Here is a 14551-nt window from a genome sequence, read left to right on the forward strand (position 1 = left end):
CCTAGAGCGACTGCACCCAGTTGCGCAGCAGCTGGGCGCCGGCGTCGCCGGACTTCTCCGGGTGGAACTGGGTCGCCGAGAGCGCCCCGTTCTCCACCGCGGCGAGGAACGGCACGCCGTGCTCGGCCCAGGTGAGCTTGGGCGCGGCGAAATGCTGGCCGGGCGGCAGCTCCCAGGTCTGCGCGGCGTAGGAGTGCACGAAGTAGAAGCGGGTCTCGGCGTCCATGCCCGCGAACAGCATGCTGTCGGCCGGCGCGGCGACGGTGTTCCAGCCCATGTGCGGCAGCACCGGCGCGGCCAGACGTTCCACCGTGCCCGGCCATTCCGCGCAGCCCTCGGTCTGCACGCCGAACTCGACCCCGCGTTCGAACAGGATCTGCATGCCGACGCAGATGCCCAGCACCGGCCTGCCGCCGGCGAGCCGCTGACCGATCATCCGCTCCCCGCGCACCGCGCGCAGTCCGGCCATGCAGGCGGCATACGCGCCGACGCCGGGGACCACGAGACCATCTGCGGCCAAGGCGATCTCGGGGTCCGCGGTCACTTCCACCTTGGCCCCGGCCCGCGCCAGCGCCCGCTCGGCCGAGTGCAGATTGCCGGAGCCGTAGTCCAGCAGCGCAACAGATTTCAGGCTCACAGCGTCCCCTTGGTGGACGGCACGCCCTGCACCCGCGGGTCGAGTTCGACCGCGGCGCGCAAAGCCCGTGCCACCGCCTTGAATTCGGCCTCGGTGACGTGGTGCTGATCGCGGCCGTAGAGCACGCGCACGTGCAAGGCGATCCGCGCGTTCAACGCGATCGATTCGAAGACGTGCCGGTTCAGCACCGTCGAATACGGCGCGCCGGGGCCGGAGCCCGGAATGACCGCGTGCAGCAGGTGTTCCGGCTCGCCGGTGTGCACACAGTACGGCCGCCCGGACACGTCCACCGCGGCGTGCGCCAAGGTCTCGTCCATCGGGATGTAGGCGTCGCCGAAGCGGCGGATACCGGCCTTGTCGCCCAGGGCCTTGCCCAGCGCCTGACCGAATACGATCGCGGTGTCCTCGACCGTGTGGTGCGCCTCGATCTCGATATCCCCCTCGGCCCGCACGGTCAGGTCGAAGCTGGCGTGCGCGCCGAGCGCGGTCAGCATGTGGTCGTAGAACGGGACGCCGGTGGCGATCTCGGTCTTGCCGGTCCCGTCGAGGTCCAGCTCCACCACGATGCTGGATTCCTTGGTGATGCGCTCCACCCGCGCGGTTCGGTTCGTCATTGCTTCCTCCACAGGCGGATTCATCGGGGCGTCAGGTCGGTGTCGACCAGGATGCGGCTGACCTTCAGGAATTCGTCGTTCTCCGCGGCCAGGCCGATCGTGGTGCGCAGATAGCCGGGAATGCCGACATCGCGGATCAGCACGCCGTGGTCCAGGTAGCGCTGCCAGGTGCGCGGCGCGTCACTGAACCGGCCGAACAGCAGAAAGTTCGCGTCGCTGGGCACCACGTCGAAACCGAGCTCGCGCAGCGCCGCGGCCACCCGGTCTCGCTGTGCGGCGAGTTCGGCTACGCTGCCGAGCGTTTCGTCCGCGTGCCGCAGTGCGGCGCGCGCGGCCGCCTGGGTGACCACCGACAGGTGGTAGGGCAGCCGGACCAGCAGCATCGCGTCGATCACCGCGGGCGCGGCGACCAGGTAGCCGAGGCGGCCACCGGCGAAGGCGAAGGCCTTGCTCATCGTCCGGGTCACCACCAGCTTGGCCGGGAACCGGTCGATCAAGGCGAGCGCGCTCGGCTGCGCGGAGAACTCGCCGTAGGCCTCGTCCACCACCACGATGCCCGGCGCGGCCTCGATGATCCGGGCCAGCTCGGCCACCGGAATGCTGTGTCCGGTGGGGTTGTTCGGGCTGGTCACGAACACCACGTCCGGCGAACGCTCGGCGATAACGGCCACCGCGTAGTCGACGTCGAGGGAAAAGTCCGCGCCCCGTTGGGCTTCGACCCATTCGGTGTCGATGCCCTCGGAGATGATCGGGTGCATCGAATAGGACGGCACGAAACCCAGTGCGCTGCGGCCCGGCCCGCCGAACGCCTGCAACAGCTGCTGCAGGATCTCGTTGGAACCGTTGGCGGCCCAGACGTTGTCGCCGGTCACCGCGACACCCGTCTGCCGGGTGAGGTATTCGGCGAGCCCGGCGCGCAACGCCACTGCGTCCCGGTCCGGATAGCGGTGCAGGTCTGCGGCCGCGATCCGGATGGACTCGGCGACGTCGTCGATCAGCGCCCGGCTGGGCGGGTGCGGGTTCTCGTTGGTGTTCAACTGCACCGGCACCGTCAATTGCGGTGCGCCGTAGGGCTTCTTGCCGCGCAGGTTCTCCCGCAGCGGCAGATCGCCGAGGCCGATCCCCGACCCCGGCACGGTCACGGGACGGCTCATGACAGCGCCTCGAAACGTGCCTGCACGGCCTGGCCGTGCGCGGGCAGATCCTCGGCATTCGCCAGCGCCACCACATGCCCGGCGACATCCTTCAGCGCCGCCTCGGTGTACTCCACCACGTGGATCCCGCGCAGGAACGTCTGCACACTCAAACCCGAAGAGTGCCTTGCGCATCCGGCGGTCGGCAGCACGTGGTTGGATCCGGCGCAGTAGTCGCCGAGGCTCACCGGGGCGTACGCGCCGACGAAAACCGCACCGGCACTGCGCACCCGGCCCGCCACCGCGGCGGCGTCGGCGGTCTGGATCTCCAGGTGTTCGGCGGCGTAGGCGTTGACCACCCGCAGCCCCTGCTCGATATCGTCGACCAGCACCGTGCCGGATTGCTTGCCGCGCAACGCCTCGGTGACCCGGTGCGCGTGCTTCACCACGCTCAGCTGCCGGCTCAGCGCGGCATCGACCGCGTCGGCCAGCGCCGCACTGTCGGTGACGAGCACGCTGGCGGCGAGCACGTCGTGCTCGGCCTGGCTGATCAGGTCGGCGGCCACGTGCACGGGATCGGCGGTGGCGTCGGCCAGGATCGCGATCTCGGTCGGGCCGGCTTCGGCGTCGATGCCGACCAGGCCGCGGCACAGCCGCTTCGCCGCGGTCACGTAGATGTTGCCCGGTCCGGTGATCAGGTCGACCGGCTCCAGCTGCGCGCCGTCGGTGTCGACGCCGCCGTAGGACAGCAGCGCCACGCCCTGCGCGCCGCCGACCGCCCACACCTCGTCGACGCCGAGCAACTGCGCGGCGGCCAGGATGGTGGGATGCGGCAGGCCGCCGAACTGCGCCTGCGGCGGCGAGGCGACCACCAGCGAACCGACGCCCGCGGTCTGCGCGGGCACCACGTTCATCACCACGCTCGACGGGTAGACCGCGTTACCGCCGGGCACATACAGCCCGACCCGCTCGACCGGCACCCAGCGCTCGGTCACGGTGCCACCGGGCACCACCTCGGTGGTCTTGTCGGTGCGACGCTGATCGGCGTGCACCTTCCTGGCCCGGGCGATGGACTCCTCCAGCGCCGCGCGCACCGCCGGGTCCAGGTCTGCCAGCGCCTTTTCCAGCTCGGCCGCGGGGACCCGGACCGTGGCCGGGATCACACCGTCGAACTTCTCGCTGTACTCCTGCGCCGCCGAAACGCCATGGTCCCGGATCGCCTCCACCACCGGCCGCACCTGATGCAGCACCGAGTCCACGTCGACTCCCCCGCGCGGCAGCGCGGCGCGCAGCTCGGCAACGGAGGGAGTGCGACCGCGCAAATCGACGCGGGCGAGCTCGATGCGGGTTGTCATGTGGTGTCGATCCTTGTCCTCAGCTGATCCGCAACAGGAAAGTTGCAGCTACCAGCCTAGTGGGCCGACGCCACCCGTTATCCGCCCGGTCCACTCGGCTGTCACCCCCGCACCTCCCGGCACGCTGATCGGCGTCGCCGCCCTCGACATCCCCGAACACCTCGTCGAGGTGGAGGCCGTCGCGATCCTCGCACGATTCCGCGCTGGTCACCTGATCACCAGGTAATCCTGGCGGTGGGCTCTCGGCCGATGCCGCCACCATTACCTGGTGATCAGCTGACCAGAAGTTTCCGAGACCGATGAGTCCCCGGATCGAGGACGAGCGGCCGACGGGGCGCAGGGTCGGCCACACCGGACGCAACCACGTCGAAAATGTCGGCCGCCATGCGATCCGGCAGGAGGGCGGTCGTGCAGCCCGCCACCCGTCGAAGTGTCGGCCAGCATGCGCTCCGGCACGAGGGCGGCCACAGGCCATCATCCGTCGAAAACGTCGGCTACCATGCGGTCCGGCACGAGGGCGGTCGCGCAATCCGCCACCCGTCGGAACCGTCGATCCGCAGGCTCAGCGCGTATCGGTGTCGATCAAGGCGGATCCGTTGCCGGAGTTGATCATCCGCAGCGTCACCGACTTGTTCTGACCGCCGTAGGTCACACTCGCCACATTGACTGCCACCGAGCCGTCGCCGCTACCGCTGCCGCTGTCCGCGGTGTCGACGGTGTTGAAGCCGGTGAGCCGGTTCTTCGTCCAGTAGCTCTCGAAGGCCTGCTGGCTGCCGTAGACCTGCTGGGCCGCGGGGGTCAACCGCTTCCACGCCGCCGGGAGGTCCAGATCGGACAGGTTGGTGTAGAAGTCGACGACCTGGTCGATCGCCGCCCGCTGGTCGACCTTGCCCACGCTCTTGGTCTTGCCCACCGCGGCAGCGGCCGGGGCGGAACTGGTGCCGCCGCTCGACACACTCGAGCTCGGCGGATTCGCCTGCACCACGGGCTGATTCGTGTCCTCGCGAGACATCGCGGCGATGCTCACCGCCACCGCGGCGATGATCCCGCCGATCAGCGCGCCGACCAGGACGGCCTTGCGCTTGCTGCCGGACTTGCGCGGCACCGGGCGCGGCTGGGTCGCAGTGCGCGGGTGCGCGGCGGTGTTGTGCTGCGGCGGACGAGGCGCGGGGCGCTGCCTGGCTTGGCGGTCGGGCGCGTGCTGCCGGTCGGGCGGGAGTTGCCGCTCGGCCGGATGGTGCGTCGCGCCCGAGACCGCCGACGGACGCAGCGCCCGCGTCGCCGATTCCGGCGCGCCGTTGCGGCGGCGCACGAAAGCCTCACTGGCGGGCACGAATCCGGCGGCCACCGGCGCCGGGCCGGAGTCGGCGAAGGCGGCGAGGTGATCGAGCGCCGCGCGCATGGTCGGCCGGTCCTGCGGGTCCGGGCTGAGCAGGTCGAGCAGGAAATCCGTGGCCGGGCCGGCATTACGCGGTTCGCTGACCTGACCGTTGGCGGCGGCGTACAGCACCGCGAGCGGGTTCGCGTTCGCGCCGTACGGCGGCTCGCCCTCCAGCGCGTGGAAAAGCGTTGCGCCCAAAGCGAACACGTCCGAAGCAGGGGTCGGGTCGGCGCCGCGGGCCATCTCTGGCGCGAGATAGGCGGCGGTACCGCAGATCAGGCCGGTCTCGGTGAGCGTGACATCGCCCGCGGCCCGGGAGATGCCGAAGTCGGTGATCTTCACGGTGCCGTGATCGTCGAGCAAGATGTTGCCCGGCTTGACGTCCCGGTGCACGATGCCGGCCTGATGTGCGGCGATCAGCGCCGAAGCGACCTGCTCACCGATACGGGCGACATGCGTCAGCGGCAGCGGCCCCTGGGTGGAGAGCACCGCGGCCAGGCTGTTGGATTTCAGGTACTCCATCACCAGGCACGGGTCGCCCTGATGTTCGGTGATGTCGAACACGACGATCGCATTGGGATGCTGGAAGCGGGCGGCGTTGCGGGCCTCCCGGATCGCACGCTGCCGGACCACGTCACGCTCGGCCTCGGGCAGGCTCGGCTTGATGTGGATCTGCTTGACGGCCACCGAGCGTTGCAGGCGCTCATCGATGGCACGCCAAACCACGCCTGTGCCGCCGCTACCAATCCGCTCGACCAGGCGGTAATGCTCCGCGATCAACTGACCGGTATCGATGGCGCCTACTCCGAACCTTCTCGAAATCGTGACATCCCGCTTATTGCTTACTGACGCGGTCCGGGGACGAGTGTAGCGGGCCGTGGAACTTCCGCGCTCCTCAGCATGGGCGAATTCTGCGCCCACATCGCGGTGCGGGGCCTAGCGCACCGCGCGCAGCATCCGGCCCGCGGCGTCGACGGCGGGGCCAGAACTGTTGGCATCATTGATGAACACGGCAAATGCCAGGTCATCCGCGATCCCGACGAACCAGCCGTGCGCGTGTTTGTCGTCGATGAACTCCGCGGTGCCGGTCTTGCCGAGCAAACCGGGGATATTGCGCAACTGTGTGGCGGTGCCCGCGGTCACGGTCTCCCGCATCATCGTCTTCACCTGCTCGACCACCGTGGCGGGCAACGGCGCGGGCGTCTTGTCCGCGGTGCCGGGTTTGCCCTTGACGATCGCCGGCGCGGGCGCCGAGCCGTGCGCGATCGACGCGGCGACCAGCGCCATACCGAACGGCGTTGCGGTGACTTGTCCTTGGCCGATGGCGGATTCGACGCGCAGGGTCGGGGTGTCGGCCGGCGGGACCTTGCCGGTGACCGTGGTCAAACCCGGTGTGACGTAGTCGATGCCGAGCCCGAGCTGCGCGGCGGCGTCGGTCAGCGCGGCGGCGGGCAGCTTCACCGCGAGCGCGCCCATGGTGGTGTTGCAGGAACGCGCGAACGCGGTGTGCAGCGGCACCGAGCCGAGATCGAAGTTGTTGTCGTTCGGGATGCGGCGGCCCTCGATGGTCGCGACGCCCGGGCAGGGCAGCACCGTGTCCGGGGTCACCGTGCCCGCCTCGAGCGCGGCGGAGACGGTCACCGTCTTGAAGGTCGAACCCGGCGGGTACAGGCCGGTGAGCGCGATCGGGCCCTGCGCGTCGGCGGCATCGTTCTGTGCGACCGCGACGACGTTGCCGGTGGAGGGCTGCAGGGCGACGATCGCGGCGGGTTGGGTGATCGGTGCCAGCGCCGCCTCCGCCGCGTGCTGCAGGTCGATGTCCAGCGTGGTCGCGATATCGGTGGTCGGCTTCGCGTCCTGGCCGCCGACCCGTTGCGTGCCCTGCGCGGTCTGCGCGCGCACCGCCCAGCCCGCGTTCTCCTCGGCGGTCTGCTGCCAGAGTTCGGTGAGACCGGACAGCACCGGGGAGGACAGGGCCTTGTCCGTGGTGAGCAGCCGGGTCTGCGGGGCGAGCGTGACGCCGGGCAGCGCGGCCAGCTGTGCCTGGATCGGCGCGATATCCGCGTCCCGCAAACTGATCGCGGTGATCGGCTTGCCCTGCGCCGCAGCGAGTTCCGATTGCAACGAGGCGGCGGTGATACCGGGCGAGATCGGGCCGAGCAGTCCGGCCAGCGCGCCGGTGTCGGCGCCGGGGCTCACATTGACCAGCGTGACCACCTGCTGGGTCATCAGGTCCCCGCCGCTGGCATCGAGCACCCGGGCAGGCTGCGGGTAGACCGGGCTGTAGGTCAGTGGCCCTGCCGCGAGACCGGGCGCGACCGTGTCCGGGTTCCAGGCGATCTTCCAGCCGTCGCCGCGGTCGTTCGCGGCACCGGTCGTGGTGTAGGTCCACTCGGACTTGCCGTCGTTGCCGAGCTTCCAGGTGGCGGCCAGGGTGAAGGTGTTCTTGTCGATCGTACGGACATCGAACTTCACCTCCTTGCCCAGGCCGTCGTAGAGCTTGCCCAGGGTGTCGGTGGCCTTCGCCGGATCGTCGGTGAGGTCGGCCGCCGCGGCGATATCGTCGCGGGTCAGCGCGTCGGCGAACTGGCCCGCGACCGTGTCGGGCTGGTCCGGTCCGGACGAGCAGGCGGCGAGCACGAGCGCGGGTGCGGCGAACAGGACGAGGCACTTCCGGTGGGTACGCACCCCGCCGACTGTAACGGCAGGTAGTTCCGGATGGCAGCTGCGACGCCCGGTCACCGCCGCTGCCAGTCCCCCTCGACCAGCTTCGCGGCGTCGGCCTCGGTGAGGTCGATGTCGAACAGCTCGGACAGGACCTTCGGCACCTCGGACACCTCGATCTCCCGGGTGTCGCTGCTGCCGTCCGGACGCGTGGTGACCACGGTGGTGCCGTCGATCATGTGGTCGGCGTCGGGCAGGAAGCGGTGCGCGTACGGCCGGGTGGTGAACGGCGAACGCGGCGAGGTGGAGACGAAATGGTTGCCGACCGCGAAGTCGATCCGGTACTGCGGCGTGGTCGCGAACGTGTAGCGGTCGATCCAGCCGTCCTTGCCGAACTGGTGCAGCACCCAACGGTCACTGTCCAGTTCACCGAGCGTGTGTTCCAACCGGAACCGCCATGCGCCGGCACTGAATTCGCCGGTGTCGGTGGATAATTCGTAGGGCTCCAGCGGGCCGGAGCCGAATCCGACGTCGACCAGCCAGACCCGGTCGTCGTCCGCGGTCCTCACGCGCAGCAGCGCGTGCGTGGCCGGACGCAGTCCCTGCTCGGCACCCATCGTCACCCGGCCGTTGAAGGCGATGATGTCGTATCCGAGGCGTTCCAGCACCGCCGCGAACAAGGTGACGTGCTCATAGCAGTAGCCGCCGCGACGTTGCCGAATCAGCTTCTCCTGCAAGGACTCCAGATCGAGCAGCACCGGCCTGCCGAGAATGATCTCCAGGTTCTCGAACGGAATCGTGGTGGTGTGCAACCGCACCAGCTCCCGCAAGGTCCGCAACGTCGGTGCGCGCTCACCGTCGAAGCCGATCCGGGCCAGATACCCGTCGAGATCCAGCTCGGCGTTGTTCCAGTGGTAGGCCGGATCGGTCGGCTTCGTCATCGCACCCTCACTTCGTCGTCGGTGTACTCACGTCAACCCCGGGTGGTCATGATCATGTTCCCACGTCCCGGTGCCCGTCCTGTGGGATCCGCCATGGTGACGGGCGGAATATGGGCCGGACCGGCTATCTCCCGCCGTACCGTCTCGGCGACGCGAGACAGCGCGGTGCCGAGACGGCGACGTTGCGCGGTCGTCAACGGATCGAAGACGAGGCAGCGCACCTGCGCGACGTGCCCCGGCGCGCTGTCGATCACCTGCTTGCGGCCCCGCCTCGGTCAGCGTGGCCAGGGTGTAGCGGCCGTCGCCCGGGTCGATCCGGCGCGCGATCCACTCACGGGCCTCGAAGCGATCCAGCAATCCAGACAGTCGCGGCAGAGCCGCCAACGGCCCGAGATAGCCTCGGGCCGTTGGGCTTCGGGATGCGGTGCAGCGCGGGGGGACGCGGAGCGCAGTCAGTTGATCGAGTCGGCCAGGCGATCGGCGTACGGGGCAGTGAACCGTCCCACGAACGGCAGTTCCGCCCGGACACCGCCGGCACCGTTCGCCTTGACCATCGCCATGATCCAGACGACGAACGAGAACACCGCGAGCACGAGTCCGGCCAGGCTGAAGATGATCCCCAGTGCCCCCAGAAGCGAGCCGACGATGCTCAACCCGATATTGACCACCGAGACCGCCCCGAAGAAGACAATCGATTGCGCCGCATGGAATTTCACATCCGGATCATTCTTTCCCACGAAGAGGAAGATGAGCCCGGTGACCCAGCCCAGCGCGTACGACAGGATCGCACTGGTCTTCTTGTCCAACCCGGTGGACTGCGGTCGGTTAGCAGGAGATTGAGAAGATGTCATGAACCAAGTACATGCCGCCCCCACCACCTACCGATCCCAACTTTCCACCCCAGCCACCCGTCTCCGCAGGGAGTATCGATCAGCAACAGCTAGAGTCGATCGGCACGAAAGATGGAGTGGGGTCGTGGCGTACTGTTTCGAGCTGGTAATCAACTTCGGCGACAACATGCACGCGGCGCGTTCAGCACTGCTCACCTGCGCTTCCGGCCGGACGAGCCTGCTCACTGCGGGCGATCGGCGCATACCGATCCACGGGCCGATACTGCGCTCCGATGGTCCATACCTCGAATTGTCGCTACTGCCGGTAGGTGTCGGGTTCGGCGTCGCCCTGGACGGTTCGCTCCCCGGATTCACGCTCACCGCGGCGGAGCTGACCGAACTCGGCCACGGAATGTACGAGCTACTCACTGCCTTCGATGGATACGTGGCCGCACGGGTCGGCTGGGATCCTGAAGACACAGTCGACCCTGTCGAACTCGAAGCCGATTGGCTGGACGAATTACGCGACGGCGCGATCAGCGGTCTCGTACTCTGCGACGCCCTCCACGCCGAACTGGGCCTAGGTGACGATTACGCCGTCTTCCAACCCGGCTACAGATGGATGCCCTACCGCGGTGAAGTTCCGGACACGCTGACAACCGACCCGCAACGTGGCCATGGTCGCCTCCCTGCGTCGAACCCAGTGGGACCGACATCGGCCGCCGGAGAGAACGTATAGTGATCGATCGAAACACGACCGAACGTATGAGATTCGATAGCTGAAGCTCGTGGCAGAGGTGGAGCGAGGTGAGCGTGGGCCAGCAGCAGTTCCTCGATGCTGAGATCTCGACCCGAATGCTGGTGGAGAGCCTGGTCCGCGAGGACGCGACCATCGACGCCGGCGAACTCTACGACGTCGCCAACGCGCTGGAAATGAGCGATCAACAGGTCCGGCTCTGCCTCAAACGACTCGTAGCCGAGGGCCGCTTCGTCCAGGAAGGTCGCGGCCGCAAAGCCGTACTGCGCGCAACCGACCTGACCCGCAACAGCCTCGAACCCGACCTCGAGTTCATGCGCTACATGTATGCCCAAGATCGTGGCGAGGCGTCCTGGGACGGCCGCTGGCGTCTCGTCGCGTTCGGTGTTCCCGAATCCGCACGGCACGCACGAGATGCCATGCGCGACACCATCGTCCGACTCGGTGGCGCACCGATTCAGGGTGGCCTGTACGTCTCGGCGAACCCTTGGGAGGACCGAATCCGTTCCGCGGCAGCGCAGCTGGGTGTCCTCGACCAGATCACCACTTTCACCAGTAGCGATCTGACGCTCGGTCGTCACCTCGCCCCGCGCGACATCGCCGAGCAGCTGTGGCCGCTCGACCGCATCGCCGCCGGCCACCGGCGGCTACTCGACGCCGCGGAACACTACCTGGGCGAACTGCGAACCGCCTCCCGCATTCGGCATCTGACGATCGCAGTCGCGCTGGCTGCGGAATTCACGCACGCGATGGAGCCGGATCCGCTGCTGCCACCGCAACTACTCCCCCAGCCGTGGATCGGCGCCGCCGCGCGTGCGGCGGTAGCCGCGTGCTGGGCGGAGCTTCGCAAATCCGATCCCGCGCAACCAGTTCGACTGTTCCGCTGGTACACGAATATCACCGGCGCGGCCGCCGACCTGTCGTAGTCCCGACCCGGCGCCACGGACCTCGGCGCCACGTTCGATGCGGCGACACCGCCGTGGCGCACCTGAATCCCTCCGGATGATCCGGCCCGCGCATTCTCGGCAATATGGCGCAGGTGACACCGGACGGTTCTTCGAGATGCTGGATGTCGCGTTGGCGCAAGGCATGCGCACCGATCTATCTGGTCAGCGAGAACCGATCGAATAGATGCGAAGTGGCAGGTAGCGGACCCGCCGCTCGACGAAGGCACTCAGCGGACCGGTTGCCGTTCCGCGTACTCGCGCAATGCATCCAGGTAGCCGGGTGCGTAGAGCGAACGTGGTGCGAACAGCGCCACCACGGTCGCACGCCAGTCCGGGTCGTTGCCGAAGCGGGACTCGACGATGCTGTGCGAAGCGTTCGAGTAGCGCTGCACCGTGAGCTGTTGCGGCGGAATGATTTCGCGGTAAACACGTTCGGTCTCGTCGACGTCGACGTTGAGATCGTCCGCACCCAGTATCAGCAGCACCGGGACCTCGACGTCTGCCAGGACCGCGGTCACATCGGCCCGATAGTTCCGCAGCACGAAGTTCCAGCGGTCCTCGGACATCGGCTCCGAGTCGGTCTGGACTGCAAGATATTCCTGATAGGTAGCGTGCTCGCGGAGCAACCGCACTCCGACGTTGCGACGATCGAGAGCGGCATCGATCTCGGCCTGGGAAGCGCCCCGATACCGCAGCTCGGCGACCAGGTTGTATTCGCCCTGCCGCAACCAATTCACCGCTGCGCCAACGAGAATCACGAACTGTAGCTCGGAATGCCGCGCCGCCACCTCGGGTACGACCCACCCACCCTGACTGATCCCCCACATGCCGATCCTGCGGGGATCGATATCACCACGCCGGCGCGCCCACGCGATCGCCGCTTCGGCCTCGGCAGCGCGGTCGTGCATGCTCTGGTCGAGCCAATTCCCCTGCGCCCCATCGATGCCCGGTTTGTTCCAGGACAGCGACGCGTATCCGGCCTTGGCGAACGACTCCCAGATCGGTTCGTAGAACGAGTCACGGCTGGCATCGGCGGGCCCGTCCCCGTGCACGAACACGACAAGGCCGAAAGGCCCTTTCCCGCGCCCGGGCATCGCCAAGGTCGCGCGTAAAGGCTGCGTCGACCCCGGAATCGTCAATTCCTCCTGCCGAATGTCGAAGTCGTTCGCATAGATCACCCACGCCCCCGCACCCACCACCAGCGCCACCACGCACCCGGCCGCGATCAACGTGCGACGCCACCACCGTCGGGCCCGCTTCTCCGGAGCCGACGACGTGCCATACGATCGATTCACATAACTAACGTAGCAGATACGATCGTTATAATTCCGATAGTCATGCGCCTCAGCGCCCGCCTTCAGGAGTTCGATCAGCTCGCAGCCGGCAGCGTTTACAGCTACACGGACGGGCAGACGTACGACCACACCCCCGGGCAGTCACACATGGCACTCAGCGCTTGTGCAGAGCACTGACGTCCGGCCGGGCGGTGGCGTCGGTGTCGCTCGGCACGCGGCACGCGGCACGCGGCACGCGGCGCGTGGCGCGTGGTCGGCGCACTGACGTCCGAGGGGGTGCCGTCAATGTCCCTGGCACGCGATGCGCGGAGGCACGGATCTTGGTGCTTAGTGCCCGGTGCCCGGTGCAATATGCGTGTTCGATATATGACGGAGCGGATACTCGCAGCATTCTGTGCTCAGATCGGGAACCCGCGAGACGGATCGAGATCCGCCGATGGGGTGGGCTCCGCTCCATGCTCGCGCCGAAATCATGCGGCGCACTTGGCATTCGGGGGTGGGGCGGGGGCGGTGACCATGTTGTGGGCGACGTCGATGAGGTAGTCGCGGTCGGGGCCGTCGGACGGTTCGGTGCCGAGGAGGAGGCGTTCTACTACGCAGCCGCCCTCGAAGAAGGCGGGGCCGACGCTGTGATCGCCGGGGACGACGGTGCCGTTCAGGTCGCGGCCGGTGACGACGGTGTACATCGAGACGGGTTTGCCTGCGGCGAGCAGTCCGGCGCGCATTTCCAGAGAGGTCGGGTAGGGCACCACATCGTCGGCGGTGCCGTGGACCAGGAAGGTGCGGCGCACGTCCAACCGGTCGGCCAGCAGCGCGGGGGAACGCTCGATGTAGGCCTGCGGGCAGACGAGCGGTGTGCAACCGCCCGCGTCGCGTTCGATCTGTCCGGGCAGTGCTGGGTCGACCTTGCCCGCGGCCAGCCACATCGTGAAATCGTCTGCGGGACCGTAATTGTCGACCCAGTAATCGAACAGCCCGCGCGGCCCGTGCATCGCCGCGAGGCCGCTCATGATGCCACCCTGGCTCCAGCCCCACAGCACGGTGCGCTCGATGGTCGGATGCTCGCTGCGATACCACTGCGTCGCCGCCACGATATCGTGCTGTCCCGCCCACAGATTCCATTCGCCGGTCCGCCACACACTGTCCGCCGACCGCAGATCCATCGACAGCACCGGCGTCCCGGTCCGCCGCGAAATCGACATCAGATACCCGGCATAGTCAGCCGACGACCCGTCGTGACCATGCACCGCGACAACAAGTTTCGCCGGCGCCGCCGTCCCGCACCCCGACGGCTCGTACACCCGCCCCGTCGCCTCCTCCCCATCCACGGTCAACGTCACCGCCCGCACCCCCACCTGCGCCACACACTCCGGCTCCGCCACCCCCACCGGCGCACCCGCCACCAACGCACCCCACAGCACACCCACCGCCACCAGTACTTTCCCGCGCCTCATCCTCGAATGATGGCACGGCGCCCGCCCGCCCCTGACCGCCGACACGTGGCGCAACCTTTCTGCTCCGGAACACGTCCGCCCACGTCCAACGCACGGTTTCGCTTCTCAGTGACGCGAACCCCGGGGTCCGGCACATTGTCGGTCCGGGGCGTCATCGGCCGAAACACCGCTGGCCCGAGGCATTGTCGGTTCAAGACATCACCAACCCGAAGCATCGGCCAGGCCCGGACATCGTCGGCCGAGGGCGGTTGATCCGAGGCATCGTTGATCCGGGTCGTTGCGTTTGGGCTTGTTGGCTGGCTTCCGAAGTTTGCCAGCTCAGTTCGGTGTGCCTGCCGCTGGCGTTACATGGATAGTGCTGAGCACGTCGGGTGCCGTACCCGGCTGTAGGCGCACGTCAGTCGCGCGGTGTCTCGTCCCGGCGTGGTCATCTGCCTGTGGTGCCGTTCTCGAGCGCTTCCTTTCGGGGGCGGGTGAATGGTGTGCGGGCGCTTTGGGATCTGCACCAGTTCTCGGGACTTGCACTGGTTTTGGGCGGCCAGA

At 68.1% G+C, this 14551-nt stretch carries 13 protein-coding genes; 2 read left to right on the plus strand and 11 right to left on the minus strand.

Annotated elements, in window-relative coordinates:
• Position 1: 1 nt before the first annotated feature.
• The 9 genes from hisH to NVU01S_RS30150 all read right to left on the minus strand — a co-directional run bounded on the left by hisH (position 2) and on the right by NVU01S_RS30150 (position 9531).
• Positions 2-637, minus strand: a complete 636-nt coding sequence (hisH, locus tag NVU01S_RS30105; protein WP_042256063.1) for an imidazole glycerol phosphate synthase subunit HisH — start codon at positions 635-637, stop codon at positions 2-4.
• Positions 634-1251, minus strand: a complete 618-nt coding sequence (gene hisB / locus NVU01S_RS30110; RefSeq protein ID WP_029902504.1) for an imidazoleglycerol-phosphate dehydratase HisB — start codon at positions 1249-1251, stop codon at positions 634-636. Before hisB ends, hisH begins: the two co-directional genes overlap by 4 nt.
• 20 nt (positions 1252-1271) lie before the next feature.
• On the minus strand, positions 1272-2405 hold the full coding sequence (locus NVU01S_RS30115) for a histidinol-phosphate transaminase (RefSeq protein ID WP_043667788.1): 1134 nt from the start codon (positions 2403-2405) through the stop codon (positions 1272-1274).
• A complete protein-coding gene (gene hisD, locus NVU01S_RS30120; protein WP_043667791.1) occupies positions 2402-3739 on the minus strand; it encodes a histidinol dehydrogenase in 1338 nt (445 codons plus the stop codon). Before hisD ends, NVU01S_RS30115 begins: the two co-directional genes overlap by 4 nt.
• Positions 3740-4301: 562 nt before the next feature.
• Positions 4302-5900: a serine/threonine-protein kinase gene (locus NVU01S_RS30130; RefSeq protein ID WP_043667797.1), complete on the minus strand. Its 1599-nt coding sequence runs from the start codon at positions 5898-5900 to the stop codon at positions 4302-4304.
• A 156-nt stretch (positions 5901-6056) separates the two neighbouring features.
• A complete protein-coding gene (locus NVU01S_RS30135) occupies positions 6057-7808 on the minus strand; it encodes a penicillin-binding transpeptidase domain-containing protein (RefSeq protein WP_043667800.1) in 1752 nt (583 codons plus the stop codon).
• A 50-nt stretch (positions 7809-7858) separates the two neighbouring features.
• Positions 7859-8725, minus strand: coding sequence for an arylamine N-acetyltransferase family protein (locus tag NVU01S_RS30140; RefSeq protein ID WP_043667803.1), 867 nt, complete (start codon positions 8723-8725; stop codon positions 7859-7861).
• 32 nt (positions 8726-8757) lie between these two features.
• Positions 8758-8979 (minus strand): hypothetical protein, encoded by a 222-nt coding sequence (locus tag NVU01S_RS44480; protein WP_175068925.1) that lies wholly within the window; start codon positions 8977-8979, stop codon positions 8758-8760.
• Between the two features lie 198 nt (positions 8980-9177).
• Positions 9178-9531 (minus strand): DUF4870 domain-containing protein, encoded by a 354-nt coding sequence (locus NVU01S_RS30150; protein WP_082031959.1) that lies wholly within the window; start codon positions 9529-9531, stop codon positions 9178-9180.
• A 169-nt stretch (positions 9532-9700) separates the two neighbouring features.
• On the opposite strand from NVU01S_RS30150, the gene NVU01S_RS30155 reads away from it, so the two are divergent.
• Positions 9701-10294: a hypothetical protein gene (locus NVU01S_RS30155; protein ID WP_043667809.1), complete on the plus strand. Its 594-nt coding sequence runs from the start codon at positions 9701-9703 to the stop codon at positions 10292-10294.
• A 74-nt stretch (positions 10295-10368) separates the two neighbouring features.
• Complete coding sequence (locus NVU01S_RS30160) at positions 10369-11238, plus strand: PaaX family transcriptional regulator C-terminal domain-containing protein (protein ID WP_043668068.1); 870 nt, start codon at positions 10369-10371, stop codon at positions 11236-11238.
• A gap of 248 nt (positions 11239-11486) precedes the next feature.
• Here NVU01S_RS30160 and NVU01S_RS30165 read toward each other — a convergent pair whose 3' ends face one another.
• Both NVU01S_RS30165 and NVU01S_RS30170 read right to left on the minus strand, forming a co-directional pair.
• Entirely contained in the window at positions 11487-12488 is a 1002-nt protein-coding gene (locus NVU01S_RS30165) for an alpha/beta hydrolase family protein (protein ID WP_043667812.1), read from the minus strand.
• A 536-nt stretch (positions 12489-13024) separates the two neighbouring features.
• On the minus strand, positions 13025-14008 hold the full coding sequence (locus tag NVU01S_RS30170; RefSeq protein ID WP_244467186.1) for an alpha/beta hydrolase family protein: 984 nt from the start codon (positions 14006-14008) through the stop codon (positions 13025-13027).
• Between the last annotated feature and the right edge of the window lie 543 nt (positions 14009-14551).

The sequence above is a fragment of the Nocardia vulneris genome (assembly GCF_001613425.1).
In the GTDB taxonomy this organism is placed as follows: Bacteria; Actinomycetota; Actinomycetes; order Mycobacteriales; family Mycobacteriaceae; genus Nocardia; species Nocardia vulneris.